This window comes from Janthinobacterium sp. TPC_1 (genome assembly GCF_056037845.1).
Window position 1 is genome coordinate 5,826,635 of the sequence record NZ_CP195157.1, and the last position, 26,348, is coordinate 5,852,982.

The 26,348-nt window shown below is 64.9% G+C and carries 25 protein-coding genes, 4 pseudogenes and 1 riboswitch; of the genes and pseudogenes, 10 read left to right on the top strand and 19 right to left on the bottom strand.

The window, feature by feature from the left end:
• Positions 1 to 112 precede the first annotated feature (112 nt).
• On the top strand, positions 113 to 943 hold the full coding sequence (gene pepA / locus ACQVLG_RS28335) for a flocculation-associated PEP-CTERM protein PepA (RefSeq protein WP_474292011.1): 831 nt from the start codon (positions 113 to 115) through the stop codon (positions 941 to 943).
• A 79-nt stretch (positions 944 to 1,022) separates the two neighbouring features.
• On the opposite strand, the gene ACQVLG_RS28340 is transcribed toward pepA, so the two are convergent.
• From ACQVLG_RS28340 to ACQVLG_RS28365, 6 genes and pseudogenes are all read right to left on the bottom strand, one after another.
• Positions 1,023 to 2,132, bottom strand: a complete 1,110-nt coding sequence (locus tag ACQVLG_RS28340; protein WP_474292012.1) for a nitroreductase family protein — start codon at positions 2,130 to 2,132, stop codon at positions 1,023 to 1,025.
• Positions 2,133 to 3,002: a ThiF family adenylyltransferase gene (locus ACQVLG_RS28345; RefSeq protein WP_230540564.1), complete on the bottom strand. Its 870-nt coding sequence runs from the start codon at positions 3,000 to 3,002 to the stop codon at positions 2,133 to 2,135. It lies immediately after the preceding gene.
• A 112-nt stretch (positions 3,003 to 3,114) separates the two neighbouring features.
• Positions 3,115 to 4,662 carry a methyl-accepting chemotaxis protein gene (locus ACQVLG_RS28350; RefSeq protein ID WP_474292013.1) on the bottom strand — a complete coding sequence of 516 codons (1,548 nt, stop codon included), beginning with the start codon at positions 4,660 to 4,662 and terminating at the stop codon, positions 3,115 to 3,117.
• A 172-nt stretch (positions 4,663 to 4,834) separates the two neighbouring features.
• On the bottom strand, positions 4,835 to 5,032 hold the full coding sequence (locus tag ACQVLG_RS28355; protein ID WP_010399555.1) for a hypothetical protein: 198 nt from the start codon (positions 5,030 to 5,032) through the stop codon (positions 4,835 to 4,837).
• Positions 5,033 to 5,125: 93 nt separating this feature from the next.
• On the bottom strand, positions 5,126 to 5,686 hold the full coding sequence (locus ACQVLG_RS28360) for a M16 family metallopeptidase (protein ID WP_474292014.1): 561 nt from the start codon (positions 5,684 to 5,686) through the stop codon (positions 5,126 to 5,128).
• Positions 5,687 to 6,860: 1,174 nt separating this feature from the next.
• Positions 6,861 to 7,967 (bottom strand): annotated as a pseudogene (locus ACQVLG_RS28365) (M16 family metallopeptidase); the annotation flags it as partial.
• Positions 7,968 to 8,152: 185 nt separating this feature from the next.
• Positions 8,153 to 8,303, top strand: a riboswitch (FMN riboswitch).
• 95 nt (positions 8,304 to 8,398) lie between these two features.
• Here ACQVLG_RS28365 and ribB point away from each other — a divergent pair.
• Entirely contained in the window at positions 8,399 to 9,046 is a 648-nt protein-coding gene (ribB, locus tag ACQVLG_RS28370; RefSeq protein ID WP_474292015.1) for a 3,4-dihydroxy-2-butanone-4-phosphate synthase, read from the top strand.
• Positions 9,047 to 9,050: 4 nt separating this feature from the next.
• Here ribB and ACQVLG_RS28375 read toward each other — a convergent pair whose 3' ends face one another.
• Complete coding sequence (locus ACQVLG_RS28375; protein WP_474292016.1) at positions 9,051 to 10,424, bottom strand: MFS transporter; 1,374 nt, start codon at positions 10,422 to 10,424, stop codon at positions 9,051 to 9,053.
• A 119-nt stretch (positions 10,425 to 10,543) separates the two neighbouring features.
• On the opposite strand from ACQVLG_RS28375, the gene ACQVLG_RS28380 reads away from it, so the two are divergent.
• The 6 genes from ACQVLG_RS28380 (at position 10,544) to ACQVLG_RS28405 (ending at position 15,906) form a co-directional block, all read left to right on the top strand.
• On the top strand, positions 10,544 to 11,422 hold the full coding sequence (locus tag ACQVLG_RS28380) for a LysR family transcriptional regulator (protein ID WP_474292017.1): 879 nt from the start codon (positions 10,544 to 10,546) through the stop codon (positions 11,420 to 11,422).
• A 124-nt stretch (positions 11,423 to 11,546) separates the two neighbouring features.
• Entirely contained in the window at positions 11,547 to 11,870 is a 324-nt protein-coding gene (locus tag ACQVLG_RS28385; RefSeq protein ID WP_230540550.1) for a hypothetical protein, read from the top strand.
• 50 nt (positions 11,871 to 11,920) lie between these two features.
• Positions 11,921 to 12,739 (top strand): MlaE family ABC transporter permease, encoded by an 819-nt coding sequence (locus ACQVLG_RS28390; protein WP_474295833.1) that lies wholly within the window; start codon positions 11,921 to 11,923, stop codon positions 12,737 to 12,739.
• Between the two features lie 56 nt (positions 12,740 to 12,795).
• Positions 12,796 to 13,827: an MlaD family protein gene (locus ACQVLG_RS28395; protein WP_230540548.1), complete on the top strand. Its 1,032-nt coding sequence runs from the start codon at positions 12,796 to 12,798 to the stop codon at positions 13,825 to 13,827.
• On the top strand, positions 13,824 to 14,495 hold the full coding sequence (locus tag ACQVLG_RS28400) for a hypothetical protein (protein ID WP_474292018.1): 672 nt from the start codon (positions 13,824 to 13,826) through the stop codon (positions 14,493 to 14,495). The genes ACQVLG_RS28395 and ACQVLG_RS28400 overlap by 4 nt, the downstream gene beginning before the upstream one ends.
• An 85-nt stretch (positions 14,496 to 14,580) precedes the next feature.
• Complete coding sequence (locus tag ACQVLG_RS28405) at positions 14,581 to 15,906, top strand: ATP-binding protein (RefSeq protein WP_230540739.1); 1,326 nt, start codon at positions 14,581 to 14,583, stop codon at positions 15,904 to 15,906.
• Here ACQVLG_RS28405 and ACQVLG_RS28410 read toward each other — a convergent pair.
• The 11 genes and pseudogenes from ACQVLG_RS28410 to ACQVLG_RS28460 all read right to left on the bottom strand — a co-directional run bounded on the left by ACQVLG_RS28410 (position 15,903) and on the right by ACQVLG_RS28460 (position 23,848).
• On the bottom strand, positions 15,903 to 16,061 hold the full coding sequence (locus ACQVLG_RS28410) for a hypothetical protein (RefSeq protein WP_474292019.1): 159 nt from the start codon (positions 16,059 to 16,061) through the stop codon (positions 15,903 to 15,905). The two genes, ACQVLG_RS28405 and ACQVLG_RS28410, sit on opposite strands and share 4 nt — an antisense overlap.
• A gap of 103 nt (positions 16,062 to 16,164) precedes the next feature.
• Positions 16,165 to 17,250, bottom strand: a pseudogene (gene nosR, locus ACQVLG_RS28415) (response regulator c-di-GMP phosphodiesterase, NosR family); the annotation flags it as partial.
• Positions 17,247 to 18,584 carry an ATP-binding protein gene (locus ACQVLG_RS28420; protein WP_474292020.1) on the bottom strand — a complete coding sequence of 446 codons (1,338 nt, stop codon included), beginning with the start codon at positions 18,582 to 18,584 and terminating at the stop codon, positions 17,247 to 17,249. The gene ACQVLG_RS28420 and the pseudogene nosR, both read right to left, overlap by 4 nt.
• Positions 18,581 to 18,709 (bottom strand): hypothetical protein, encoded by a 129-nt coding sequence (locus ACQVLG_RS28425; protein WP_474292021.1) that lies wholly within the window; start codon positions 18,707 to 18,709, stop codon positions 18,581 to 18,583. The genes ACQVLG_RS28420 and ACQVLG_RS28425 overlap by 4 nt, the downstream gene beginning before the upstream one ends.
• Before the next feature lie 14 nt (positions 18,710 to 18,723).
• The gene (locus ACQVLG_RS28430; RefSeq protein ID WP_230540536.1) at positions 18,724 to 19,563 is read right to left on the bottom strand and encodes an HDOD domain-containing protein; all 840 of its coding nucleotides are present in this window, start codon (positions 19,561 to 19,563) and stop codon (positions 18,724 to 18,726) included.
• Positions 19,560 to 19,904, bottom strand: a complete 345-nt coding sequence (locus ACQVLG_RS28435; protein WP_474292022.1) for a hypothetical protein — start codon at positions 19,902 to 19,904, stop codon at positions 19,560 to 19,562. The genes ACQVLG_RS28430 and ACQVLG_RS28435 overlap by 4 nt, the downstream gene beginning before the upstream one ends.
• Positions 19,901 to 20,767: a response regulator gene (locus tag ACQVLG_RS28440; protein ID WP_474292023.1), complete on the bottom strand. Its 867-nt coding sequence runs from the start codon at positions 20,765 to 20,767 to the stop codon at positions 19,901 to 19,903. Before ACQVLG_RS28440 ends, ACQVLG_RS28435 begins: the two co-directional genes overlap by 4 nt.
• Positions 20,768 to 20,914: 147 nt before the next feature.
• Positions 20,915 to 21,373: a hypothetical protein gene (locus tag ACQVLG_RS28445; protein WP_474292024.1), complete on the bottom strand. Its 459-nt coding sequence runs from the start codon at positions 21,371 to 21,373 to the stop codon at positions 20,915 to 20,917.
• 87 nt (positions 21,374 to 21,460) lie between these two features.
• Entirely contained in the window at positions 21,461 to 22,711 is a 1,251-nt protein-coding gene (locus ACQVLG_RS28450) for a DEAD/DEAH box helicase (RefSeq protein WP_474292025.1), read from the bottom strand.
• A gap of 79 nt (positions 22,712 to 22,790) precedes the next feature.
• Positions 22,791 to 23,597, bottom strand: a complete 807-nt coding sequence (locus ACQVLG_RS28455; protein ID WP_474292026.1) for an Lnb N-terminal periplasmic domain-containing protein — start codon at positions 23,595 to 23,597, stop codon at positions 22,791 to 22,793.
• A complete protein-coding gene (locus ACQVLG_RS28460) occupies positions 23,582 to 23,848 on the bottom strand; it encodes a hypothetical protein (protein ID WP_474292027.1) in 267 nt (88 codons plus the stop codon). The genes ACQVLG_RS28455 and ACQVLG_RS28460 overlap by 16 nt, the downstream gene beginning before the upstream one ends.
• Before the next feature lie 249 nt (positions 23,849 to 24,097).
• Here ACQVLG_RS28460 and ACQVLG_RS28465 point away from each other — a divergent pair, with 249 nt between their 5' ends.
• Positions 24,098 to 24,610 carry a hypothetical protein gene (locus tag ACQVLG_RS28465; RefSeq protein ID WP_474292028.1) on the top strand — a complete coding sequence of 171 codons (513 nt, stop codon included), beginning with the start codon at positions 24,098 to 24,100 and terminating at the stop codon, positions 24,608 to 24,610.
• Between the two features lie 165 nt (positions 24,611 to 24,775).
• Positions 24,776 to 25,111 (top strand): annotated as a pseudogene (locus ACQVLG_RS28470) (glyoxalase superfamily protein); the annotation flags it as partial.
• A gap of 29 nt (positions 25,112 to 25,140) precedes the next feature.
• Here ACQVLG_RS28470 and ACQVLG_RS28475 read toward each other — a convergent pair.
• Positions 25,141 to 26,311 (bottom strand): annotated as a pseudogene (locus ACQVLG_RS28475) (mandelate racemase/muconate lactonizing enzyme family protein).
• Positions 26,312 to 26,348: the final 37 nt, after the last annotated feature.

A 26,348-nucleotide genomic window follows, 5' to 3' on the forward strand; every position in this document is an offset into this window, starting at 1 on the left:
TTTAAATACAAATATTACATGGTACAAATTCTGCTTCAAGGGCGTATGAGGTTATCTGAGGCAGCCGCCACAGTGACCTGGTCCGATCAACCCTTACGCTGAAGGAAATGTCATGAAACCGCTGTCCTCACTCCTGCGTCTCGCTCTCTCCGTGGTCGCCATCGGCGCCGCGCTGATCAGCGCTCCCGCACTCGCTGGTCCGTTGTTTACCGTCAATGAAGGTTCCGTCCCCGGCTCCGCCGCCAATCAGGTGGTGGCCGACCGCATCAGCTTTGAATATCACGCGCGCGTCGAACAAACCATCGTTGGCGGTTTAGGTGGCGGCAACGATCCCTTCACTGAAACAGGCTTTTTGACCAAGGCCGCTTTCGGCAGCCCCAATGGCGGCAGCGTGCCATCGCAACTGAACGCCCTCAATGGCTATGGCATGTATGGCCTGTTTACCATCACCGGCCAGTCCGATACGCTGGCTGGCGGGATCCATGCCAACTTTCAAACCCTGACCATGACCTTGTACATCGACCCCAACCAGGACACTGCACTGTCGATCAGTAACGTGGCAGGTTCGCCGGTGAACGTGGGCGGCGTCTCCGGCGATGACTTTGCCATCGTCACCTACACGCTCGACGTGGGCGAAGCGCACATTTTCGCCGGCCTGGCCCAGGGCGACTTCAAGGCCTTGCTGAACGCCTCGCTGACGCCGCAAGGACAATTGTTTTTCATTAACCCCGACCCGTTTTTCCCGCTGGAGTCCCTCAGCGGCAATACGAACAGCTTCATAGGCGGCAGCCTGACCGACAGTTTCGTCGCAATGGCCGATGGTGGCGGCCTGGAATTATTTCTGGCAGTTCCTGAGCCAGGCACTATCGCCCTGCTCGGTATCGGCCTGTTTGGCCTGGGCATGACCGCACGCCGCCAGCAAGGCGGGCAGCGCCAGGCTTGACGTGCGCAGCATCGAGCCTGAAAGCCGCTGATGGCCTCAGCGGCTTTTTTCGCTGCGGCAGCCGGCAAACGCCTGCCGTTCACGCAGGCGTCTTGCCGTCGGCCGGCACCACCAGCAACTCTTGCAGCGGCCGGCGCAAGGAGCGCGCCTGGGCCGCCGGGCCGGCGCCGATGCGGCCCAGGAACACGGCCCGCTCAAACGCCGCCGCCCCCAGCACGTCCTGGCATTGCCCCGCCAGTTCCTGCGCCAGTTCCTGCATGCCGTCGGTGCGCGAAAAGGCCCGCCGTTCGCGCACATAGCGGGCAAAGATCAGCGGCGTCAGTTCCGGCTGCAATTGCAGGCCCAGCTGCGTGGCCGTCAGCCAGAAGCGCTGCATGGCGCGGCCGGCCGCCACGTAATCGTCGATATGGCGCGGCGAGGCCTCGGCCAGCAGCGCAAAATGCGCGGCGCAATACAGGCCCGGCAGCAAGTCCATCTGCAGGCGCGGCGCCACGGTGCCGGCCAGCCAGGTATTGAAGAAATCCACGCGGGGCCAGCTCTGCATGACCCAGCGCATCAGCCGCGCCGTCATCGGATCGACACCCAGCGCCTGTTCCGGGATGCGGTCGGCGCTGAAGCGCGCGCCCCATTCGATGACGTCGCGGTGCACCTTGTGCGCCTCGGGCATGGTCAGGCGCAGACGGGCATTGTCGAACATCAGGCGGGCGCAGGCCAGGCGCGCGCGCCCGCCCTCGTACCACTGCACCTTGTAGCCGGAGGGCAAACTCCCCTCCAGCGCGGCCTTTTCGCTGGCGCGCAGCTGGCGCGTGCTGAGCCGGCGCCGCTGCACGCTGCGCTGCGGCAGGAAGGCCGCCAGCGGGTCGGGCAGCAGGCCGGGGCTGTCGACAAAGCGCACATCGAAGGTGGGCAGGGTATCGGGCATGGCCGTGCGCCGGCGCGCCTCCATGCGCAAGCCGTGGCTGCTGGCCGCCAGTGCCATGCTTTCGAGCAAGGCGCCCAGCGACAACTGGCTGGGATGGCCGTCGAGGTCGTACACGCAGTGGCTGCGCGTATCGAAGCCATGCACGACGACGTGGCGCGGCTCGATGGCTTCAAAGCGCCACGGCTGCGTGTTGTCGCCGCTGGGCGCCCAGCGCGCCTGGTCGAGGATGTTTTCCAGTATGGGATCGAGCTGCGGTGCTTGCGCCATTTACGCCCCCTGCGCCGCACGCCGGCGCTTGATGATGGCCATTGCCAGCCGTTGCAGCGGGTGGCGGTTGCCGCCCGGACGCCAGGTATGCACGAGCTTGTTGCGGTAGGCGTCGAAATGCACGCCATGCGGCGCCGCCATGACCTTGCCCCGTTTCAACAGGATCTTCAGGGCTTCCGTGGCGGCCGCGCCCGCGCACAGCTGGCAGCCCATGATGGTCGACGGCCCGCGCCGCTCCTTCAGGTTGATGGCGGACGGGTCGACCAGATACGGGCCGTGCAGGCCGGCCGGCGCCAGGCCGACGAGAAAGCGCAGGGCTTTTTCTTCTTCCGGCAAGTCGCCCCAGCCAAAATACTCTTCGAACGTCATGCCGCCCGGCATGAAACTGAGCACGGCCGTGCCCATGCCCAGCGGCGCGGCCGTGATGGCAGGAATGCCCAGGCGCGCGCAGGTGGCAAAGGTGGCCTGGCGCGCGGGAAAGGCGAAGAAATCCAGGCCGTCCACGTACAGGTCGACACCGGCAAAGAACTCCGCCAGGTTGCTCTCGTGTATGCCGTCGGGAAACTGTTTGATCTCCAGTTCGGGATTGATGTCCGTCGCCATCTGCGCCAGCACGGCCACCTTTGGCTGGCCCAGAGTGGAGACCATGGCGCCGGCCTGGCGGTTGAAGTTGGCGATGTCGAAGGTGTCGAAATCGGCGATGTGAAAGGCGCCGATGCCCAGCCGCGCCAGGGTCAGCAAGTGCACGCCGCCCACGCCGCCCATGCCGGCAATGGCCACGCGCTTGCCGCGCAGGCTATCCTGCTCCGCCTGCGTGACCCAGCCCAGGTTGCGGGCGAACGCCGCGTGATAGGAGAAACCGTCTGTCATGCTCACCTCGTGTAGACGTCCCCAAGGGACCAAGGAAGGTTGGACAGACGGCCAGATGAAAAGTTCCTTCAACGATGAAGGAACCTGTGTTGCGTCTACATGGGCGCCAAGGCTAGCGCGGCAGGCGCGCCTGCGCCGCCATGCCGGCGGCACGCGGTACCGCTGCCGTGGCGCCCACCTTGAACACGCTGACGATCTGCGCCAGTCCCGCCGCCTGCTCGTTCATCGCTTGCGCCGCCGCCGATGCCTGCTCGACCAGGGCCGAGTTTTGCTGCGTCATGTTGTCCATCTCGACGATGGCCTGGTTGATCTGTTCGATGCCGGCGCTTTGCTCGGCGCTGGCCGAGGAAATCTCCGCCACGATATCGGTGACGTGCCGCACGCTGGAGACGACTTTTTCCATCGTTTCGCCCGCCAGCGCCACGAGTTTTTCACCGGCGCCCACCTGTTCGGCGGAACTGTCGATCAATTGCTTGATCTCCTTGGCGGCCGCGGCCGAGCGCTGGGCCAGGTTGCGTACTTCGCTGGCGACGACGGCGAAGCCACGGCCCTGCTCGCCCGCGCGCGCCGCTTCCACGGCTGCATTCAAGGCCAGGATATTCGTCTGGAAGGCGATGCCGTCGATGACGGCGATGATGTCGCCGATCTTTTTCGACGAGGCATTGATGGCGCCCATGGTCTCGACCACCTGGCCCACCACGCCGCCCGCCTGGCTCGCCACTTGCGAGGCAGAAATGGCCAGCTGGTTGGCCTGGCGCGCATTGTCCGCATTCTGGCGGACGGTCGAGGTCATTTCTTCCATGGTCGAGGCTGTTTCTTCCAGGGAACCCGCCTGCTGCTCCGTGCGCGCCGACAGGTCGTGGTTGCCCGAGGCGATCTCGCCCGAGGCCGTGGAAATCGATTCCGCATCGTTGCGCACCTGGCTCACCAGATGCGCCAGGTTGTCGCGCATGGCCTTGATGGCCATCAACAGACTGGACGTATCACCGGGACGCGTATCGATCTGCGTCGTCAGGTCGCCCTGGGCGATCTGCGCCACGATGGCCGCTGCATAGTCGGGCTCGCCACCGAGCTGGGCCAGGATGCGGCGCAGCATCAGGGCCGCCAGGCTGCCCACCACCAGCATCAGCGCGCCGCCGATGGCCAGCAGCACGCCCGCCTGGGCCCAGAACTTGTGATTGATGTCATCGATATACGTGCCCGTGCCGACCACCCAGTCCCACGGCGCAAATTTCACCACGGCATACATCTTCGCCACCGGGTCCTTCACGCCGGGACGCGTGCCGTCCGCCTGCACCATGCCGATGCGGCTGTTGGCCAGGGCCACGCGGTAGCGGTCGCCCGACTGCTTCATGTTCTTTTGCGGCGTGCCGATGCGCGCAGGATTCGGGTGCACGTACAGCAAGTCGGTGCTGAAATCGCGCACAAAGTAATACATCTCGTCCTTGACGAAGCTGCCGATGGCCAGCTTGGCCTGCTGCTGCGCCTGCTCACGCGTGAGCTTGCCCGACTGTTCCAGCGCATACGCCTTTTCCACCGAGGCATTGGCCAGCTCGACCAGCACCGTCAATTGCTCGACCCTTTCCGCCATCATGGTCTGGCGCAGGGAATACAGGGAAAAGATGCGATGAGGACGATGCCCAGCAAGGTGCTGAAACACAGGAGGAGAATGCGCGAACGGAGAGTCATGGGAGCCTGGGTAAAGAATAAAATGTGGAATTATAAACAATTTCCATGTGGAAATCTTTTCAGAAAAGCAAAGCGGGCGGCGCTACCAGGCTGATGCCCGGCAGGCACCGCCCGCATATGTCTTGCTGAAGTCTGACTGAAGGTCAGGCCAAGGCTTCCTTGGCCGCCTCTTCCGGCGTCAAGCCGTCATAGAACTGATCGGTAAACCACTCTACCTGCTCTTCGATATGGTCTTGCGCCTGCGCCACGGTGGCGCCGCCGGCCACGAGGAAGCCTTCGACCTCGATACACCAGTTGATCAACTCCAGGGTTTCCGGATCGAGTTCTTCTTTCTTAGCCATCGTATTTCCTTGCTTGTTAAATTGCGATCACATCCATTAGCAGCATTTTAACAGCTTCGGCACACTGGCGCCCCGGCAACGCCAGCATGAAGATTACTTCACTGCAACATTTTTACGTTCCGGGTACAGCACCACCTGCACATAGTTATCCATGTTCAGATAGCGCTGCGCCGCCAGTTTGACGGCTTGCGGCGTGAGGGCGCGCACGCGCTGCTCGTAGCGCAGGATGTGCGCGGGGTCGCGTCCCTGCGTCACCGAGCCCATCAGCTGGCTCATCCAGTAGCGGTTTTCGCGCAAGGACTTTTGCTGGCGCGTGATCCAGTTCAGCTTGACCTTTTCCAGGTCGGCCGCGGATGGCCCGTCCGCCTTCATCCTGTTGATTTCGGCAAAGGCGGCGGCGATCACCTTATCCACGTTTTCCGGCCCCGTCGGCAAGTTCAAGGCCACCGAATAGTGGCCATACGGATGCTGGCCCATCGACGTTTCGAAGCCGCCGCCATAGATCATGCTCATCTTTTCGCGCAGCACTTCGATGACTTTCAGGTTCAGCACCTCGCCCAGCGCCTGCAGGGTCAGCTTTTGCTCGTCCGTACGCGGCATCGCCATTGAAGGTGATGGAAATCGTGCTTTTGGGCTCGCTGCCCATGTAGACATTCTTCTTGACCACCCCGCTGACGGGGCGCATGCCCACGTCGCGGTAGGCGTGCGCCACGTCGGCCACGGGCAAGGTGCCCAGGTAGCTGGCGATCAGGGGCTTGATCTTGTCGAGCTCGAAGCTGCCCGCAAAGATGAAGGTCATGCCGCGCGCGCTGGAAAAGCGCTGGCGGAAGATTTCCAGTGAACGGTCCAGGCCCACCTTGTCGAAGTCGGCCGCGCGCGGCACGCCATCGACGCGCGGGTTGTCGCCATACATCGCATGCTGGACGGCATCGTAGAACACGGCTTCCGGCTGCGCCATGCTGTTTTTCGCCAGGTCCTGCTGCTTGCCGATGAAGGACTGGTACAGGCCCGCATCCTTGCGCACGTCATGGAAATACAGATACACCAGTTGCAGCATGGCTTCCACATCGGCGCTGCTGGCCGAGCCGCCAAAGCCTTCGCTCAGCTCGCCCAGCGAGGCGCCCACGTTGACCGTCTTGCCGGCCAGCACTTTCTGCAAGTCCAGCGGCGCCAGGTCTTTCAGCCCCATGCTGCCGACCACGGCGCTCGCATAGCGGGCGTTGTAGATGTCGGCATCGCCGAACAGCGACTGGCCGCCGAAACGGGTCGAACCCATCAGCACCTGGTCGTTCTTGAAGTCCGTCGGTTTCAGCAGCACGCGCACGCCATTGCCCAGGGTCAGTTCCGTCACGCCGATGGCGCTGTTCAGTTTTTCCGAGACGATGCTGCCGCCGGCCGGCGGGCCGTCCATCAGCTTGCTGGCAAGCACTTTTTCCGTGCGCGGCTCGACGGTTTGCCGCTCCGCCTGCGCCACCGCGTCGAGCAATTGCTGCTGTGTCGGCACGGTCGAGGCCGCATCGCCCGCCTTCGGCTCGGCGCCCATGAAGACCACCAGTTTCTTTTGCTGGTCGGGAATCACCTTGGCCACCGTTTCGTTGATTTCCTGCAAGGTTACCTGCGGCAAGAGTTCCTGCGCGTACAGCAATTCATTGGCGATGCCGGGAATGGCTTCCTGCTCCAGGAAGTTGCGCGAATACTCGGCCACGAAACCGGCCGAATCGGACTTGTCGCGTTCGCTGTAGGCGCGCTCGTAATTGCGCAACATATCCTTGCGCGCGCGGTCCAGCTCAGCCTGGCTGAAACCGAAGCGGCGCGCCCGCTCGTCTTCCTGCACCAGCGCATCGACGGCCGGCTGCACGCCGCCCTTGCCCAGCAAGGCATACGCGCTGAACGATTCATAGCCGCGCACCAGCTTGCCCATGCTGCTGCCGCCCTGGATGAACGGCGGGTTGGCTTGCTGCGTCAATTCCTGCATGCGGGCGCTGAGCATTTGCCCATACAGGTTTTCGATCATCTGGCGGCGGTAGTCGGCAATCGTGACGGGTTCCTGCGCGGCGCGGATCGGGTAGCGGATGAAGACGCTGTCGTCGGGCGCTTCCTTGTCCGTGATCACCAGCGCTTCCGTTTGCGAGCGCTGCGGCACCTCCGCATACAGGCGCGGGCGCGGTTTCGCGGGGTTTTTCAGCTTGCCGAAATGCTGCTGGATCAGCTTTTCAGCCTGTTTCGGCTCCACGTCACCGACCACCATCACGGCCATCAGGTCGGGACGATACCAATCCTTGTAGAAACGCTTGATGGCTTCCGGCTTGAAGGTCTTCAGCACGGATTCCTTGCCGATCGGCATGCGTTGCGCATAGCGCGAACCGTTCAGCAGCTTCGGATACAGCACCTTGTTCATGCGGTCGCTGGCGCCCTTGCCCAGGCGCGCCTCTTCCAGCACGATGCCGCGCTCGCTGTTGATGTCGGCCGGATTGAATTTCAAGCCATGCGCCCAGTCTTCCAGCACGAGAAAACCCTTTTCCAGGTTTTCCTTCTTGTTCGTCGGAATCGGCAGCACGTAGACGGTTTCATCGAAACTCGTGTAGGCATTCAAGTCGGCGCCGAACTTCACGCCGATCGATTGCAAGTAGGAAATCAGCTCATTGCGCTTGAAATGCGTGGAACCATTGAAGGCCATGTGTTCCGTGAAATGCGCGAGGCCTTGCTGGTCGTCATCTTCCAGGATGGAGCCGGCTTTCACCACCAGCCGCAATTCCACTTTCTGGGCGGGACGGGCATTTTTCTTGATGTAATAGGTCAAGCCGTTCGGCAATTTTCCTACGGTAACTTCTGGTGCCAGCGGCAGGGGATCGGTCAAACGGATTTCCGCCTGGGCCATGCAGGCGCAGGCCAGCAAGACGGCGCCCGAGATCAGGCGTAATTTACTCAGCTTCATGTATTCTCAACGGTAAGATTCAGTAGCCATACCTTACACTGAAATTCTGTTTCCGCCATTAAAAACAGCTTAGGAAAAACCGCTTTTCCCAGGCAACTTTGCCGAATGACAAACTCAACGGTGTCCTGCCAGGTTTTTTCAATTGTGCTAAAGTATTGCCGCCGGTCATGTGGACCGGCACAACAATACGTCTTCGGGGCGGGGTGCGATTCCCCACCGGCGGTAAGACCGGCAACGGTCAAGCCCGCGAGCGCTTTCCAGGCACCGCTTGGCGAGGTCAGCAGATCTGGTGTGACTCCAGAGCCGACGGTATAGTCCGGATGAAAGAAGATGTGCAGTAAACGCGATGTCCCATCGACCTGTCGATGCGGCCGGCTGCGTCTATTCGCTTGCCCTGCAGCGTTTTTCGCCTATGCGAGGAGCGTTTCACCATGTTAGTCAACAGCTATACCCTGCTTTCCAACGACCTGGAAGGCCGCATCCAGTCCGCCCTGGCCGCCATGCGCGCCGGCATCCCCGTCATCCTGCTCGACGATTTCGACCGTGAAAACGAAGCCGACCTGATCCTGTCTGCCGAGAAACTCACGAACGAAACCATGGCCCTGCTGATCCGCGAATGCAGCGGCATCGTCTGCCTGTGCCTGCCCACGGACGTCGTCAGCAAGCTGGAATTGCCGCCCATGTCGTCCGACAACGGCAGCCGCTACGGCACGCCGTTTACCGTCTCCATCGAGGCGCGCGACGGCGTCACGACGGGCGTGTCGGCCGCCGACCGCGTCACCACCATCCGCGCCGCCATCGCGCCAAATGCCAAGCCCGCCGACCTGGTGCGCCCCGGCCACGTCTTCCCCCTGCGAGCCGCGCCCGGCGGCGTGCTCGAGCGCCGTGGCCACACGGAAGGCTCCGTCGACCTGTCGCGCATGGCGGGCCTGAACCCGGCCGCCGTGCTGTGCGAACTGATGAACCCGGACGGCACCATGATGCGCGGCGACGATATCGAGCGCTTCGCCGAACTGCACGGCATGCCGATTCTCACCATCGAAGAACTGGTGGAGTGGCGCAGCAAGCACGCGCAATAATCCGTCAAGCGGCAGCTACCGCCTTCGGCAGATGCACGTGCCGGTAGACGAGGCCCGCCGCCAGGCCATACGCGGCGGCGATCGTCGCGTAAGCCAGCGGCAGGCGCAGCGACCAGTCCGGCACCATGTGCAGGATGCTGCCGATCAGCGCCACGCCCACCAGCGCGCCGATCTGGCGGTTGGCATTCAAGGCCGCCGCCGCGCTGTTCGCATGCCGCTTGCCGGCCACCCGCATCACGGTGGCCGTCATGGCGGGAATGGCGATGCCGATGGCCACATTCATGACGGCCGTGCCCAGCGCCAGCCAGCCATATGGCGTGCCCGGACGCAAGCCCATCAGCAGCAAGGCCATGACGGCACCCACCAGCAAGCCTAGCAGCATGGGCAGGCGCGTGCCATGACGCGCCGCAATACTTCCCGCCATAAAGTTCCCCACCGTATAGGCCGCCATCATGGGCAACAGGCGCAAGCCCGACTGCAGGGCATCGGCGCCGCCCGACTGCTGCAAAAACAGGCTCAATAAGAACAATTGCCCGAACACGCAGAAATTGATCAGAAACCCCACGCCATTGGCCGCGCCAAAGCTGCTGCTGTGAAACAGTTCACGCGGCAACAGCGGATGGCTGCCGCTGCGCTCGCGCCGCAGCAATTGCCAGGCCGACAGCACCGTCAATGCGCCCGCCGCCAGCACGCCCGGCGACAGCCAGCCCAGCACGGGGCCTTCGATCAGCACGAAACTGAGGCCCGCCAGCGCCGCCACGCCGAGCGCATGGCTGAACAGAGACAGATCGCGCGGCTGGCGCGCCGGCGCCACCAGCAGCAGCTGCGCCATGACGATGGCCAGCACGCCCAGCGGCACGTTGACCCAGAAGACGCTGCGCCAGCCGAACTGGTGCACTAGGATGCCGCCGATCAGGGGGCCGGATGCACCGGCCACGCCCACCAGCGCCGACCAGGCGCCGAGCATGCGCGTGCGCTCGCGCTCGTCTTCAAAGCTGTGCGTGAGCAGGCTGAGCGAGCTGGGCATGAACAGGGCCGCGCCCGCGCCCTGCAGCAGGCGCGCCGCCGTCAAAAAATGCCCGTCGGGCGCGGCGCCGCACAGCACCGAGCCGAGGATGAAGACGCCGAGGCCGCCCTGGTACACGGCTTTCGGCCCGTAGCGGTCGGCCAGCGCGCCGCCGGCCAGCAGCAGCGCGGCAAACGTCAAGGTGTAGCCATCGACCACCCAGACCAGGCCCGTCAGCGGAATATTCAAGTCCAGCGCGATATCGGACAGCGCCACGTTGACGGCCGTGACGTCGAGCATGGCCATGACGAAGCCGAAGGCCAGGGTCAGCAGGATCAAGCCGCTGGCGCGGTGCGGTGTGGGGGCAGTCATGGTACTCCTTGCAGTAACAGGGGGCAGCCATTATGCGAGCGTTGCGCGATGCGGTAAACAGGCATAAACTCGGCACACTGATGCAAAAATGCATCACCATATAAAACAGGAGAAGCAGCTTGGATTGGGATAACGCGCGCATCTTTCTGGCCATCGGCCGGGCCGGCACCCTGCGCGGCGCGGCCGCCCTGCTGTGCATCATCGACCAGGCCACGTGCGGGCGCCGCCTGGCCGCGCTGGAAGCGTCGCTGGGCGCCACCCTGTTCCTGCGCACGCCGTCGGGCTACGTGCCCACGCCGGCCGGCGAACTGGCGCTCACGGCGGCCGAAGCGATGGAGCGGGCGGCCGACAAGCTGCAGCGCGAGATGCAGGGCGTCGACAACCGTTTAAGCGGCCTGGTGCGCGTGGCCACGACCGACACCATGGCCAGCCATTTCGTCATCCGCGCCATGCAGCGGCTGCACGCGGCCCACCCGGACATCCGCATCGTGCTCAACGTGGCGCCCGCGCTGGCCAGCCTGACGCGGCGCGAAGCGGACCTGGCCGTGCGCGGCGTGCGCCCCACCGACCCGGACCTGATCTCGCGCCACCTGGTCAAGCGCAGCCTGGGCCTGTATGCATCGAAAACCTATCTGGCCGAACGGGGCGAACCCGTGCGCGGCACGGCGCTGGCCGGCCACGACATCGTCATCTACCACCATTCCGTGACGCCGCGCCATGCGGAGAAAATCGCCGGCGAACCCGTCGCCAACGCCCGGGTCGCCATGGAAGTCAATTCGGCGGCGATGCTGCAGGAAGCCACGCGCGCGGGGCTGGGCGTGGCCGAGCTGGCCACCCACCTGGGCGACATCGACCCGCAGCTGGTGCGCATCTGGCCCGAACGGGCGGAAAGCTACGACGTGTGGCTGGTCATGCACGCGGACCTGAACCGCTCGGCCCGCGTGCGCGCGGCGGCCGACGCCATCATCGCCAGCGTGGGCACCGCCAGCGCCGCCTGACAGCGGCGCACAATAGTGCCGAGAAGAAACTTTCTTTTTGATAAGTCTGATAAAATCCGCACCCCCGCCGCGCGCAGCCGCCGCCACCCGCCGCGGGATCCCTCAATCCCCCTGGAGAATTTTTATGCTTATCTGGCAAGGCTTCGGCATACTCGCCCCCCTCATCTGTTTGATCGTTGTCATGGCCGCACAGGCGCTGTTTGGCGCCACCCTGGGCGAGGCATACACGAAGAGCCACGCCTGGCCCCTGGCGCTGGCCTTCCTGCTGGCAGCGGCCGCCAGCTGGTATGCGGGCGTGCGCCTGAACAGCGCGCCAGGCCGCGAACTGATCGACCCGGCCACGCAGGAAAGAGTGATCCTGCGCAAGCGCCACACCCTGTTCTGGATCCCGATGCAATACATCGCCGTGCTGATGGTCGTCATGGCCGGCTTCGCCCTGTTCGAATAGGCGCGCACGCCTGACGTGCCCGGCGGGCGGGCTGATGTTAAGATGCCATGATGACCCTATCCGTCTCCCTCATCATCAGCCTGCGCCGCCTGCACCGGGCCACCATGGCCTGGCTGGTCAGCTGGTGGCGCATGCTGCATTTCGCCATTCTCGTGTTTTCGCTGGCCCTGTCGCCGTCGAGCTATAACCGCGACAACCGCCCCATCCTCGCGCACCGCCTGGTAACGAACACGGCGCCCAATCTCGTGTGGTTCAGCGTCGCCTGCGCGCTCGTCAGCCTGGTGCTCATCCGCATCGTCGTCGTCAGCGCGCAAAGCTACGGCCTGTCGCGCTATGCGCTGGAAATGGTGGTGCGCGTGCTGGTGCTGGAACTGATACCGCTGACGGCCGCCCTGTTCGTCGCGCTGCGCCTGACCCTGCCCGACGGCATTGCGTTTGCGCAAATGCGCTCGTCCGGCATGCTCGACACCATGCAGCGCCAGGGCGTCGACCTGCTGCGCCGCGAATACTTTCCACGCGTCATGTCCGGCATCTTCGCCGTGTGGATGCTGGCCATCGTCAGCTGCGTCACCTCGCTGATCCTCGCCTACCTGACGATCTACGGTTTCACGCCGTGGGCGCTGCAAGGCTACACGCGGGTGGTGGGGCAAATCTTCAATCCGGCCGTGGCCCTGATCCTGATGCTCAAGGTGATCTTCTTCAGCTTTGCCGTGGCCCTGATCCCGCTGGCGTCCTCGTATTATCCGGAAGAGCCGCACGCACGCCGGCGCAACCGCCTGTGGGCCGCGCACGGCCTGTCCGAAATGCTGCGCCTGTTTTCCGTCATCCTGCTGATCGAAGTGGCTTCGCTGATGGGCAATTACTACTGATGCCCCGCCCGCCACCGCCAGCGATCCCCGAACCACCCATACGAGAGCCAGAATCCATGAGCCAGAGCCAGCCCCCCAATCCCGACCAGGTCGACGTCACGGCACCCGCCGGTGCCACGCCAGACGCCGTGCTGCCCGCCCCGCCGCCCGTGCGCCACGCCGAACTGAAGGCGGCCATCCTGCTCGTCTTCATGTTCGTGCTCGTAGTCGGCTCCGTCGTCTACCTGATGTATGCGCGCGGCGCCTTTGAGGCAACGCAAACCCTGGTGCTGACGACCGACGATTCGGACGGCGTGGGCGTGGGTGCCGACCTGACCTTTTCCGGCTTTCCCATCGGCCGCGTGCAGCGCATCGAACTGGCGCCGGACGGCAAGGCCCGCGTTATCGTCGACGTGCCGCGCAAGGATGCGCACTGGCTGCGCAGCAGCTCCATCTTCACCCTCGAGCGGGGCATCGTGGGCGGCGCCAAGCTGCGCGCCTACAGCGGCATCCTGACGGACCCGCCGCTGCCCGACGACGCCACGCGCGACTTGCTGGTGGGCGACATGGCGGCGGAAATCCCCCGCCTGCTGGCCGCCGCCAAGGATTTGCTCAACAACGTGGCCAGCCTGACGGGCAGCGATTCCGCCCTCGACGGCACCTTGCGCAACGTGCAGGCCGTGACGGGCAAGCTGAGCGGCCCGGGCGGCGCCATGGGCTTGCTGACGGGCGACGACAAGCAGTCGCGCCTGCTGGTCGAGCGGGCCAACGCCCTGCTGCTGACTGCGGACCAGCTGGCGCGCCGCACGGATGGCCTGGTGGCCAACGCCGATACGCGCGTGTTCGGCGACAAGGGCGTCATGACGGATGCGCAGGCCACTATCGTGCAGCTGAACGCCTTGCTGGCCGACACGCGCGCCAGCCTGAAAAAAGTCGACGCCGTGCTGGTCGAGGCGCAAGCCGTGGGCGCCAATGCCAGGGCCGCGACGGCCGACCTGGGCCCGCTGCGCGCGGACGTGGAAAGCAATCTGCGCAAGGTCGAGCAGCTGGTCAATGAAATCAACCGCAAATGGCCGTTCAAGCGCAATCCGGAGATCAAACTGCCATGATAAATATCAAGTTCCTCTTGCCTGCCCTGCTCGTGACGGCGCTCGGCGCCTGCTCCAGCGGCCCGCCCGTGCCCGACTGGAAGATGAATGCGCAAAGTTCCGTCGAGCGCTTCCAGGCCGCCTACCTGGGCGGCAACGCCCTCGTCGAACAGACGGAATTCCGCCGCGCCCGCAGCCAGGTGGCGGGCACGGGCAAGCTCGAACTGGTGGCGCGCATCGAGCTGCTGCGCTGCGCCACGCGCGTGGCCAGCCTGGCCTTCGAGGATTGCGGGGGCTTCGACGCCCTGCAAGCGGACGCGAACGACGCCGACCGCGCGTATGCGGCCTGGCTGGCCGGCAAGGCGCAGGCGGCCGACGTCGCCCTGCTGCCCGAGGCGCAGCGGGCGGCAGCCGGTGCCGCATCCGATACGGCCGCCGCCAGCGCCGTGGCGGCCATCAAGGACCCGCTGTCGCAGCTGGTGGCGGCCGGCGTGCTGCTGCGCTCGGGCCGCGCCACGCCGGAATTGCTCGACACGGCCGTCGCCACCGCCTCGGACCAGGGCTGGCGCCGCCCGCTGCTGGCCTGGCTGGGCGTGCAGCGCCTGCGCGCCGAACAGGCGGGCGACACGCAAACGGCGCAGCGCATCGCGCGGCGCATGGCCATCGCCGAACAGCCGCCGGCCCCCTGAACGCCGATGGCGGCCCACGGCAGGCAGAATCAGGCATAATTCAGCCAGGATGACAGCTATGCCGTACAGGCAGCGAGGTGTGACGATGCAGTTCGAGGATTTCGACCTTTCCACTCCCGATACCGGCCGGCATGGCGGGGCGGCGCCTGGCGACGAAGAGCCGGCGGCCACGGCCGTGCGCCTGCAATACCTGCTCGACAATACACCTTCCATCATCTATTGCACCGTGCCCAGCGGCGACTTCAAGATGACCTTTGTCAGCAACAACGCCCTGAACGTGCTGGGCTACCAGCCCGAAGACATGGTCGCCGACCCCAACTTCTGGTTCGACCACATCCACCCCGACGATGCGCCCGGCATCTTTTCCAGCCTGGCGCAGATCTTCGTCGAAGGCGCGCGCGCCTATGAATACCGTTTCCGCGTGCGCGACGGCAGCTACCTGTGGATGCACGACAGCCTGCGCCTGGTGCGCGACGAGCATGGCGTGCCGTTCGAGGTGATCGGCTCGCTGACGGATATTACCGAACGCAAGCGCATGGAAGCGATGCTGCAGGCGCGCGGCGAGGAGCAGCAACTACTGATCAGCAAGTTGCAGGAAGCGCATGACCAGCTGCTGCAATCGGAAAAAATGGCCTCCATCGGCCAGCTGGCAGCCGGCATCGCGCACGAAATCAACAACCCGATCGGCTTCGTCAATTCGAACATGAGTTCGCTGCAAGGCTATGTCGGCACCCTGTTCGACGTGATCGGACAATATGAAGCGGCGATGCGCGAGACGCCCGACGGCCCGGCCCTGGCCGCCCGCGTGGCCGAGGTGCGCGCGCAGGCCGACCTGGCCTTCCTGCAGGACGACATGGTGGACCTGGTGCGCGAATCGATGGATGGCTTGAAGCGCGTGCGCGACATCGTGCAGGCGCTGAAGGATTTTTCGCACGTGGGCGAGACGGACTGGCAAGTGGCCAGCCTGCACGCGGGCCTGGACAGCACCCTGAATATCGTCGCCAACGAATTGAAATACAAGGCGCGCATCGAAAAACACTATGGCGAACTGCCGCCGATACTGTGCCTGGCGTCGCAGCTGAACCAGGTCTTCATGAACCTGCTCGTCAATGCGGGCCAGGCCATCAGCGGCGACGGCGTGATCAGCATCCGCACGGGCCACGCGGGCGACTGGGTGTGGGTGGAAATCGGCGACACGGGCGCCGGCATCGCCCCCGAGCACCTGAACCGCATCTTCGAACCCTTCTTCACCACCAAGGCCGTGGGCAGCGGCACGGGCCTGGGCCTGTCGCTGTCGTACGGCATCGTCAACAAGCACGGCGGCCGCATCGAGGTGGCCTCGGAAGTGGGCCAGGGCACGCGCTTTACCGTGCACCTGCCGCTGCAGCCGCCCGCCGCCGCGAACGCCTAGGCTTCCTTCACGGGCGCGTACACGCGGATGCTCAGGCGCCCGCCATTCTTGCCCTCGAAATCGAGCAACTGGGCGATCACGCGGGCCGTCAGCACGTGTTCGGCCGCCAGCAGCATCAGGCCGTCGCGGCTGATCAGGTCGCGCGACAGCGTCATGCCCGGCTCCAGCTGGCCCGACAGCACGGTCAGGTCGCGCGCCGGCGGCTCCGTCTTCCATGATGCTGCGGAAAGCGGCCACCACGGCCGGGTCGTAGCGCTTGCCGACACTGTCGTAGATCAGCGTGCGGGCTTCCTCGGCGCGCAGGCTGCGCTGCACCATAGCGCCGATCTGCAAGCCGTCATAGTCGGACGCCAGCGCCAGGATGCGCGCGCCCATGGGAATGGCCAGGCCCACCAGGCCATCGGGAAAACCGCCGCCATCGAAGCGCTCGAGCTGCGAGCGCAGGATCACGGAGACGGCGCGCAGCTCGTCGAGCGCCATCAGCAGCTGTTCGGCGCGCAGCGGATGCTTGCGGAAGGCGGCCAGCTGCTCGCCCGTCCAGGCGCTGGCCGGCAATTCCAGCACGTCGTCGCTCAGGCTGAGCTTGCCGATATCCTTGAGCAGGGCCGCGATGAACACGTCGCGCGCCTCCTGCCCTTCCAGGCCCAGCGCCTGCGCCAGCTTGCGCGCCAGCTCGGCCACCCGCCGCGCATGGCCGGCCAGCTTGCCGCCGCGCATCTCGATCAGGTTGGAAAATACCTTGATGGTCGTCACGAACGTGGCCTTCAGCCGCTCGTTGGCCGCCTGCACCTCGTCGTGCGACTGCCTCAGCTGCTGCGTGCGCGTGGCCACCTTCGCTTCCAGGCTGGCGTTGAGCGCCTGCAGCTCCACGTTCTGGCTGGCCGTCAGCGCTTCCAGGCGCAGCTTTTCCTGTTCCAGCGCGCGCCGTTCCAGCGCGTGGCGCACCACCAGCACGATATCGTTCTCGTCCCAGGGCTTGGTCACGTAGCGGTAAATCTCGCCCTGGTTGATGGCGTCGAGGATGGACTGGATGTCGGCATAGCCGGTCAGCAGCAGGCGGATGGTGCCGGGCCAGCGCTGGCGCACCTGGGCCAGGAACTGTGCGCCATCCATGTGCGGCATGCGCATGTCGGAAATGACCAGGTCCACCGTCTCGCTCTCGAGCAGGGCCAGGCCGGCCGCGCCGCCGTCGGCCGTCAGCACGCGGTAGCCGTGCGGGCGGAACAAGCGCCGCAGCGACGACAGGATATTCGGTTCGTCGTCGACGCACAGGATGGTGGGCGGCGCGGCCGCGGCGCTGACGCTGGTACTGGTGTTCATGCTCATGCTGTCCTGTTCGGTCATGGTGCAACGGCCTGCGCCTGGCGCACGGGCAAGGTGATGCGGAAGGTGGTGCCGCGGCCGATGATGCTGCGCACGTCGATGCGGCCGTGGTGTTTTTGCACCGTCGTGTAGGCCAGCGACAAGCCCAGCCCCGTGCCCTTGCCGACGGCCTTGGTGGTAAAGAAGGGATCGAAGATGCGCGACAGGTGTTCGGGCGCGATGCCGCCGCCCGTGTCCTCGACCTCGATCCACACTTCCGTGGCGTTGTCGCTGCCCGTGCGCAGGGTGATGCGCCCGCGCGCCTCGCCCATGGCGTGGGCCGCGTTGACGACGAGGTTCATGATCACCTGGTTCAGCTCGGAAGGCTGGCATTCGATGTCGGGAATGTCGCCATATTCGCGCACCACGTCGGCCTTGTACTTGACCTCGTTGTTCACGATGTTGAGCGTCGTATCGATGCCCTGGCGCAAATCGGCCCAGACCCACTCCTGGTGCGCATCCGTGCGCGAAAAATCCTTCAAGTCCTGCACGATGCGGCGCACGCGCGAAATGCCCTCCTTCGACTCGCCCATCAGCATGGGAATGTCGGTGCGCAGGAAATCGAGGTCGATCTGTTCGCGCAGCGCGCGCAGGCGCGCCGCCACCACGGGGTCGGCGACGGCCGGTTCGGCTTCCTCGTAGGCGTCGAGCATGCTGAACAGGTCGTCCAGATAGCCTTCCAGGGTGCCGACATTGGAAAACACATAACCGATGGGGTTGTTGATTTCGTGCGCCACGCCGGCGGCCAGCTGGCCGATCGACGCCAGCTTTTCCGACTGCAGCAGCTTTTGCTGGGCCAGCGACAGCTTGCTGTTCAATTCCGTCAGGGCAAGATTGCGTTCGCGCAATTCGAGATCGGCGATCTGGCGCTGGCGGATGTCGTCGGCCAGGCGCTCGTTCATTTCGGCCAGCTGGGCCGTGCGCTTGGCCACCAGGTGTTCCAGGTTGTCGTGCGCCTTGCGCAGCGCCAGTTCCGCCAGGCGCCGCTCGCTCACGTCGCGCAGGGTTTCGATGGCGCCCACCAGGCGTCCCTGGCGGTCGCGCAGGGGCGCCGCCGTGAAGTGCAGCCAGTGGCCGTCGGGGCCGATATCGGCAAAGAAATCCTCGGCTTCGTAAGCGCCGGGGATCACGGGGGAGCGCTTCAGCTTGCCAAGATAAAGGTCATTTTCACCGAGCGCGATATCGTCGGCCACCAGCAGGTCGGCCAGGCAGGCGCGCGGCTGCGGATAAAACGCCTTCCAGTGCTCGCGCGTGCCGACCATCTCGGCGGCCGTAAAGCCCAGCAACTGCTCGCAGGCGCTGTTCCAGTGCGTCACCACGTGGTTCGTATCGATGGCGAAGGGGCCACGGGATGGCCGTCGAAAAATGCCGACAGCGCGATGGTGTCGCCCTGGCGGCGTTCCGGCGTGGCGGGCAGCGCTTGCCCTGCGTCTGTTTCCATGGCCTCTGTCCTGTTCATGCCAGCATGATCCGCGACATTTCATCGAAGGTGTGTTCCGTTTGCGCCAGCAGCGCCAGCCAGGCTTGCTCGTCGAGGGCAATGCTGCGCCAGCCCGCGGGCGACAGGGGCGGCACCAACGCATCGTCGACGCCGGCCAGGTCGAGCGCCAGGGCGACGGCATTGGCCATGTGCACGGCCAGCGGCAAGCCGCCCGCTTCCAGCCGCTCGATGGCGTGGTGGTCGGCCACCGCCTGCTGTATCGCCTCGGGAAACTTCCAGTAAGCGGCCAGGGCGCTGCCCACTTGCGCATGGTCAATACCGATGACGGCCAGTTCGGCCTCGGCCATCTGGCAGTCATGCGCCTGGCGGTGGCTGCGCACGAGCGCGTGCTCGGCCGGGAAGCGCGTCACCAGCACCAGGGTGCCCAGGTCGTGCAGCAGGCCGGCCGTGAACGCCGTCTCGGGATTGACGCGCAAGTGCGGCGCCAGCAGGCGCGCGGCGACGGCCGTGGCCAGCGAATGGCGCCAGAACGCCTGGAAATCGAAGCCGCCGCTCACGGGCGCGAAGCTGCCCGTCAGGGCGCAGGCCGTGACGACGGTGCGGATGCTGTGAAAGCCCAGCACGGAAACGGCTTGCGGAATGCTGGTGACCTTCGATTGCATGCCGTAGAACGAGGAATTGGCGATGCGCAGGGTCTTCGCCGCCAAAGCCTGGTCCAGCTCGATCTTTTGCGCCAGCACATGCACGTCCGTGTCATCCTGGTCCATACTCGACAGCAACTCCAGCACGACCACCGGCAGCGACGGCAGTTCCTGTATCTGGCGGATGATGTGTTCAAAACTGAGCCGTGTCATGCCGCGCCCCCTTGCCGGTAGCGCTGCAGCAGCCCCAGCAGTTGCGCCCCCGCGGAATCGGGCGGCGTGGCGCGGAACAGCACGGCCAGCCGTTCCAGGCGGTGCGCCCGCTCCTGCTCGGCCTGCGCCTGCGCGGCGGGGTCAGGCGCCTCGTCCATGACGACGTGGCAGCGCTCCACATTGCGCCGGCGCAAGGCCGTCAGGTTCGCCGCCGTCAGGGTGGCGCCCTGGGCCAGCAGCACGGCGCCGCTGGCGTCGTTCAGAGCCTGCGCCAGCACCATGCCTTCCTGCGCCTGCTCCATGGAAATCTCGCGTCCGCTTTCACTCACGCTTTCATTCATGTATCCGCTCCATGACGACTCAGGGTGACCAGGCTGCCGCGCGAACGCGAATGCAGGCCCATGGGATGGATGGCCACGGCATACGGCTGGCCATCGATGGCGGCCAGGCGCGGCGCGCCCTGCCCGTCGAACAGCTGCGGCAAGACGATCGCCGCCTCGTTGCCCAGCAAGGCCGCGCCCCGCTCGAACAGGTTGGCCGCCGCCGCGTTGATAAAGGCGATCATGCCGTCCTCATCGAGCCCGATCACGGGCAAAGGCAGAAATTGCAGCAATTCGCGCGCGATGCCCAGGCTGACCTCGTCGCGGCTGATCTGGTGCTGCTGCTGGCGCACCAGCGCCTGCATGGCGGCATTGGCGGCCGCCAGGGCCTGGTTGGCGTCGCGCAGCTGCGCATTCAGGCGCACATTGTCGTCGTCGATGCCCTTCAGGCGGAACGCTTCGGCAATATGCTCGCGCAATTGATGGTCTTCCCAGGGCTTGGTGAGGAACTTGAAGATGGCGCCCTCGTTGACGGCGTCCGTGACGGCCTGCAGTTCGGTATAGCCCGACAGCATGATGCGTATGGTTTGCGGACACAGCAGCTTGGCCTTGCGCAGGAAGTCGGCGCCCAGCATGCCGGGCATGCGCTGGTCCGACACGATCACGTCGACCGCATGGCTGGCCAGCACGTCCAGCCCTTCCTGGCCGCTGCCAGCCGTGAGGATATGGTAGGCATCGCGCCGCAGCAGGCGCTTGAGGGAAGCGAGGATATTCGGCTCGTCATCGACCAGCAGCAAGGTGCGCCGCTGCGCCGCAGGCTGCTGCACGGCGTCCGCCGCCGGCACCGCAGTCCCGGGCATACCATGCTCGTCGTGCAAATCCATCGGACCATCCTCTCATCGCCACGGCGATATCGGAGCTTGCCTGGAGGGGAAATCCGCCACGCAAGTGCGTCTTGCGAGTCTTGCGCGGCAGCCAGCTTGCGTTGAAATTATACGACTAAATATTCCGTTATGACACTTGTCCGGCACTTATCCGCGCCGGGGCGGACAAGGCGTGTCGCGGTAAAACACAAAGCCGCCCAGGCCGATGGCCCTGGTGTCGGCTTTCACGCCATAGACCAGCGTATTCCTGTCCGCCTCGATGCGCAGCAGATTCTGGTGCTGCACGATTTGCGCGTGGGACAGCTCCAGCGAGGGCGTCGGCGCCAATGCCAGGCGCAATTCGGACGTGGCCGCGTCATACGTCCAGCGGCCCGGGTTATAGAAGGCGAAGCCGCCGTCGAAACGCAGGCTGCCATCCTTGAACTGAGTCAGGCAAATGCCGGGAAATTCGCTGGGCGGGTTGTACCAGGTGGCGGCCACGGCCGTATCGGCCGGGATCTTGCCCGGCATCTGCATGCCGGCCTTGCCACCGTTGCCGCCCATGCCGGCGCAGCCGGCCAGCGCCAGCGCGCCAGCCACAGCGACCGCGCGTTTGATGCATGTCATGTGCATTCCCGTCCCCTTGCTTTATAGAAACACAATCTTAGTCCGGGAAACGTGGCCGTTCAAGCGGCCAGCGCACATAAGGCGAATTTAATTGCCTGCGGCCGCCTTGGCCGCAGCTTCGCGCAATTTGTCCTTCTTGCTCTTGCGCGCGCCCTTCACGCCGCCGTTCACCGTATCCGTGACGGGGTTGACGGGCGTGGGCAATTCCGTCGGTTCGAAACCGGCCACCACTTCGCGCACGATGCGCAAGTCGTTGCGGTTTTCGATCAGGCGGAAATGCGCTTCCGTATCGGCCGTGACGAAACTGATGGCCGTGCCGCTTTCGCCCGCGCGGCCCGTGCGCCCGATGCGGTGCGTGTAGTCGACGGCCGAGCGGGGCAAGTCGTAGTTGACGACGGCGGGCAAGCCGGCGATATCGATGCCACGCGCAGCCACGTCGGTGGCCACCAGCACCTGCAAACGGCAAGCCTTGAAGTCGGCCAGCAGCTGGCTGCGCGTGCCCTGGCTGAATTCGCCATGAAAGGCGCCCACGTGCAGGCCCGCGCGCTGCAGCTTGTCGGCCACGTGTTCGGCCGCGTACTTGGTGGCGACGAACACCAGCACGCGTTCCCACTGCTGCTGCAGGATCAGGTAGCGCAGCAGCTGCGTGCGGCGCGGCACGTCGACCGTGATGGCGCGCTGCACGATGTCGGGCTTGTCCTGCGGTTCGGACGCCACCTCGATGCGCACGGGATCCGTGAGCAGGCTGTCGGCCAGCGCCTGCACGCTGTCGGGGAAGGTGGCGGAAAAGAACAGGTTTTGCCGTTGTTTGGGCAGCAGTGCCAGGATGGCGTTGATTTCTTCGCTAAAACCCATGTCCAGCAGACGGTCCGCTTCATCGAGCACGCACACGACGCCGCCCAGCTTCACGGCATTTTGCCGCACCAGGTCCAGCAAACGGCCCGGCGTGGCGACGACGATATCGGCGCCGCCGCGCAAGTCCATCATCTGCGGATTGATCGACACGCCGCCGAACAGCACGGAAATCTTCAGTTTGACGGGCAGCGGCTTGGCCAGCGCGTGCACCGTCTGCCCCACCTGCGCCGCCAGCTCGCGCGTGGGCACGAGGATCAGCGCGCGCACCTGGCGCGGGCCGGAAGCGGGCGCCATCAGCGCCTGCAGCAGCGGCAGCGCGTAGGCGGCCGTCTTGCCGGAACCCGTCTGGGCCGCGCCCAGCACGTCGCTGCCGCGCAGGATGGCGGGAATGGCGGCCGCCTGGATGGCCGTCGGCGCGGCATAGCCGGCCTTGTCGACGGCGCGGACCAGGGCGGGAATCAGACCCAGGGAGGAAAATGGCATAGCGGGCCTTCTTTATTCGGAAAGTGGGACCGGCCGCGAAAGGCGGCCGGTCGGAATAGCGACAGTATAAAGCAGGCGCTTACTGCCTGGGCATTTGCAGCGTCGGATGACCCGTTTCATCATAGCCCGGCATGCCGCGCCGGATCGCATGCGAAAAGTCCGCATCGTCGTTGGCGGCCCGCGCGCGCGCCGTGATATGGCCGCCATCGCGCAGCTGCTGGAAGCTCAGGCCGGGCACCAGGCCCTTGACATCGAACAGATAGCGGTCCAGGTAGCCCGAGGCCAGCAGCCGGTAGTCGAGCGGCAGGCCCGGCACGATGCGGCGCACCATCTCGAAGACGATGGTGGTGCAATTGGCCGTCAGGGTATTGTAGAACTGCGGCTGGGCCTTCAGCGCCTGCGCCTCGTCCAGGTAGGCGAGGAACAGCGAGCGCATGGCCGCTTTCGGCATCATCACGCGGTACAGATGCATGTCCTCGCCGCGCGCATTCGTGCGCACGCGCAGGATGTCGCGCTCGTCGGCGGCGATCAGGCTCATCTCGAAATGCTTGAAGAAGCCGCCGATGGCGGAAAAGCTCTCGCCCTTTTCCTTGCGGATCTCGATGGAAAACGTCAAAAAGCGCCCGTCGGCGAAGCCGAACGAGATCAGGGTGTGCGCGATGTAGGGTCCCGTCCAGTACGACAGCGCCGCGTCCACCGTGCGCAGCTCGTCGAGGTCGTAGCTGCGCTGCTCCCACTTGACCGTGTAGTCGTCATCGCTGCGCCAGTCGAAATTGCGCACATTGTCCAAGGTGACGAGATTGCCCTTGAGCGTGCCCGTGACATTGCGCGCCACGTCGTCGGCCCACACGCGCTGCTGCTTCGGCGCGATCAGGCTCCACCACACAAGCAGCAGGATGAAACGGCCGCATACGGCAGCAGCGCGCGCGCATCGCCGCGCATCCACCACAGCGCGATGCTGGCCACGCCCAGCGCGCCCCACAGCAGCGCGCCGATGGCTTGCGCCGCCGTGCCGCCGGACAGCTGATACCACAGCGCCAGCGCGCCCCACACGGCAGTCAACAGGAGAATCAGGGAAACGGCCATTTTGCCGACGGTGGCCAGCACGGAGCGGGCACGCAGTGATAAGAAAGTCATGCCGTGATTATAAGGGCAAGCGCAGGAAGAGGTGCGTCCGGGCAAGTAGTGCTGCAACAGGCCCGGCCGCAAAATCATTGCTTGCTTGCCAATTTATTTCATGAGAGCATGTTGTGAAAATAAAATGTATAGACAAGGCGGACTGTCACGGCAGCGATGCTTTGGCCATTCCAGGAGATAGCTTGCAGCCCCCTTCCCTCTACGCCATCGCCGGCAGCCTCAACTCCCTCTTCATCGTCGTCAGCCTGCTTGGTTTATGGTCAACTGCAAAAGATCTGGCGGCGCAAGCGCGATGCCGGCATCGGCGCGGGCCAGACGACGGACATTTTGTCGATCAACCAGTTCACCGTCAGCTTCCTCGCGTATTGCGCGTTCTTCGTCTACGGCTATTCGATCACGCCGTTCAACCACTACATCGTCTGGCCCCGCCTGATCGCGTCCCTGATCGCGCTGGCCATCCTGTTTGAAATCGACCGCGACCGCCGCAGCTTGATCTCGCGCAATGCGCTGCTGGCCTGCGCGCTGCTGCTGGGCGCGGGCGTGGCGGGGCTGGCCTTCGGCCCCACGTTCACCGATGAAAAGCGCGTGATCTCGCAAAGCCTGATCGTCGCCGTCACCGTGCTGCTGGCGCAGGGCTATGCGCACCAGATCCGCCTGATCTGGCGCTCGGGCAGGACGGGCGCCGTGTCGTTAAAGATGAGCCAGTTCATCCTGGCGATGGATGTCAGCACCATCTTCTTCGCCTGCGTCATGGGCTGCTGAAAACAGGCTGGCCATTGCTGCTGCTCGCCAGCGTCAGCGCCACCACCAAGCTGATCATCATGTGGCTGTTCCGCTGGGAGAAAACCAGTCCCGCCGCGCGCATGAAGCGGCTGGCGCCGGCCTGAGGCTAGAATGGCGGCATACCCACCTGTCGAAAGCGCCGCCATGCACCTGTCCCCTGCCATCCCCATCCTGCGCATCTTCTCGGAAGAAAAGGCGCGCGAGTTCTACCTCGGTTTCCTCGGTTTTACCCTGGACTGGGAACATCGCTTCGAGCCTGCGGCGCCGGTGTACCTGCAGGTGACGCGGGGCGAGCTCGTGCTGCACCTGTCCGAGCACTACGGCGACGCCACGCCGGGGTCGGCGCTGTTGATCCCCGTCAACAACGTGGCCGCCCTGCACGCGGAACTGCAGGCCAGGGATTATCCGTATGCGCGGCCCGGCATCCGCGACGAGGACTGGGGCCGCATCCTGGAAGTGGCGGACCCGTTCGGCAACCGGTGCGCTTCTGGCAGCGCAGCGAATAAGGCTCACTGGCCGCTCAGCGCCCGCATTTCCGCATACAGGTTCGCCTTGCCCTCGAAGCCGATGCCGACCAGGTCCGGCATGGTGATGTGGCCGTTTTCCACCCTGACGCCATCGGGAAAGCCGCCGAACGGCTGAAATAAATCCGGGTACGATTCATTGCCGCCCAGGCCCAGGCCCGCCGCGATATTCAGGGACATCTGGTGACCGCCGTGCGGGATGCAGCGGCTGCGCGACCAGCCGTGCTGGTGCAGCATATCCAGGGTGCGCAAATACTCCACCAGGCCGTAGCTGAGGGCGCAGTCGAACTGCAGCCAGTCGCGGTCGGCGCGCATGCCGCCGTAGCGGATCAGGTTGCGCGCATCCTGCATGGAAAACAAATTCTCGCCCGTCGCCATGGGCTTGTCGTAATAGCTGCGCAAGGTCGCTTGCAGCTCGAAATCGAGCGGATCGCCCGCCTCTTCGTACCAGAACAAAGTCGTACTGGCGCAGCGCCTTGGCGTAGGCGATCGACGTATCGAGGTCGAAACGGCCATTCGCGTCCACGCACAGCTTCTGTCCATCCTGCAGCACTCCCATGATGGCGTCGATGCGGCGCAAGTCCTCGTCCAGCGAAGCGCCGCCGATCTTCTTCTTGACCACCGTGTAGCCGCGGTCGACATAGCTGCGCATCTCGTCCTGCAGGGCACTCAAGCTCTGGCCCGGATAGTAATAGCCGCCCGCCGCATACACAAACACCTGTTTGTCGGGCACGCCCGTGCCGTGGCGTTCGGCCAGCAGCTGGAACAAAGGCTTGTTCTCGATCTTCGCCACGGCGTCCCAGATGGCCATGTCGATGATGCCGATGGCCACCGAGCGCTCGCCGTGGCCGCCCGGCTTTTCATTGGTGTACATGCAATCCCACACCTTGTGCGGATCGAGGTTGCCGCCGTCGTCCGTCACGAGCGAGGCGGGATCGGCGTCGAGGATGCGGGGGATGAAGCGCTCGCGCATCAGCATGCCCTGGCCGTAGCGGCCATTCGAATTGAAACCGTAGCCGACGACGGGCTTGCCGTCGCGCATCACGTCCGTGACGACGGCCACCAGGCTCAGGGTCATCTTCGTGAAATCGATGTAGGCGTTGCGGATGGGGGAAGAGATGGGGATGGTCTTTTCGCGGATTTCGACGATTTTCATTTGGCTCTCCTGTGCTTGAATGGTGACGCCAGCTTAC

What these genes read in the sequence shown, in the direction of transcription:
- pepA (WP_474292011.1), top strand. Translation starts at nt 113, where the DNA reads ATGAAACCGCTGTCCTCACTCCTGCGTCTCGCTCTCTCCGTGGTCGCC.
- ACQVLG_RS28340 (WP_474292012.1), bottom strand. Translation starts at nt 2,132, where the DNA reads ATGGCGCAAGCACCGCAGCTCGATCCCATACTGGAAAACATCCTCGAC.
- ACQVLG_RS28345 (WP_230540564.1), bottom strand. Translation starts at nt 3,002, where the DNA reads ATGACAGACGGTTTCTCCTATCACGCGGCGTTCGCCCGCAACCTGGGC.
- ACQVLG_RS28355 (WP_010399555.1), bottom strand. Translation starts at nt 5,032, where the DNA reads ATGGCTAAGAAAGAAGAACTCGATCCGGAAACCCTGGAGTTGATCAAC.
- ACQVLG_RS28360 (WP_474292014.1), bottom strand. Translation starts at nt 5,686, where the DNA reads ATGTCTACATGGGCAGCGAGCCCAAAAGCACGATTTCCATCACCTTCA.
- ribB (WP_474292015.1), top strand. Translation starts at nt 8,399, where the DNA reads ATGTTAGTCAACAGCTATACCCTGCTTTCCAACGACCTGGAAGGCCGC.
- ACQVLG_RS28375 (WP_474292016.1), bottom strand. Translation starts at nt 10,424, where the DNA reads ATGACTGCCCCCACACCGCACCGCGCCAGCGGCTTGATCCTGCTGACC.
- ACQVLG_RS28385 (WP_230540550.1), top strand. Translation starts at nt 11,547, where the DNA reads ATGCTTATCTGGCAAGGCTTCGGCATACTCGCCCCCCTCATCTGTTTG.
- ACQVLG_RS28390 (WP_474295833.1), top strand. Translation starts at nt 11,921, where the DNA reads ATGACCCTATCCGTCTCCCTCATCATCAGCCTGCGCCGCCTGCACCGG.
- ACQVLG_RS28395 (WP_230540548.1), top strand. Translation starts at nt 12,796, where the DNA reads ATGAGCCAGAGCCAGCCCCCCAATCCCGACCAGGTCGACGTCACGGCA.
- ACQVLG_RS28400 (WP_474292018.1), top strand. Translation starts at nt 13,824, where the DNA reads ATGATAAATATCAAGTTCCTCTTGCCTGCCCTGCTCGTGACGGCGCTC.
- ACQVLG_RS28405 (WP_230540739.1), top strand. Translation starts at nt 14,581, where the DNA reads ATGCAGTTCGAGGATTTCGACCTTTCCACTCCCGATACCGGCCGGCAT.
- ACQVLG_RS28410 (WP_474292019.1), bottom strand. Translation starts at nt 16,061, where the DNA reads ATGACGCTGTCGCGCGACCTGATCAGCCGCGACGGCCTGATGCTGCTG.
- ACQVLG_RS28425 (WP_474292021.1), bottom strand. Translation starts at nt 18,709, where the DNA reads ATGGAAACAGACGCAGGGCAAGCGCTGCCCGCCACGCCGGAACGCCGC.
- ACQVLG_RS28430 (WP_230540536.1), bottom strand. Translation starts at nt 19,563, where the DNA reads ATGACACGGCTCAGTTTTGAACACATCATCCGCCAGATACAGGAACTG.
- ACQVLG_RS28435 (WP_474292022.1), bottom strand. Translation starts at nt 19,904, where the DNA reads ATGAATGAAAGCGTGAGTGAAAGCGGACGCGAGATTTCCATGGAGCAG.
- ACQVLG_RS28440 (WP_474292023.1), bottom strand. Translation starts at nt 20,767, where the DNA reads ATGGATTTGCACGACGAGCATGGTATGCCCGGGACTGCGGTGCCGGCG.
- ACQVLG_RS28445 (WP_474292024.1), bottom strand. Translation starts at nt 21,373, where the DNA reads ATGACATGCATCAAACGCGCGGTCGCTGTGGCTGGCGCGCTGGCGCTG.
- ACQVLG_RS28450 (WP_474292025.1), bottom strand. Translation starts at nt 22,711, where the DNA reads ATGCCATTTTCCTCCCTGGGTCTGATTCCCGCCCTGGTCCGCGCCGTC.
- ACQVLG_RS28460 (WP_474292027.1), bottom strand. Translation starts at nt 23,848, where the DNA reads ATGACTTTCTTATCACTGCGTGCCCGCTCCGTGCTGGCCACCGTCGGC.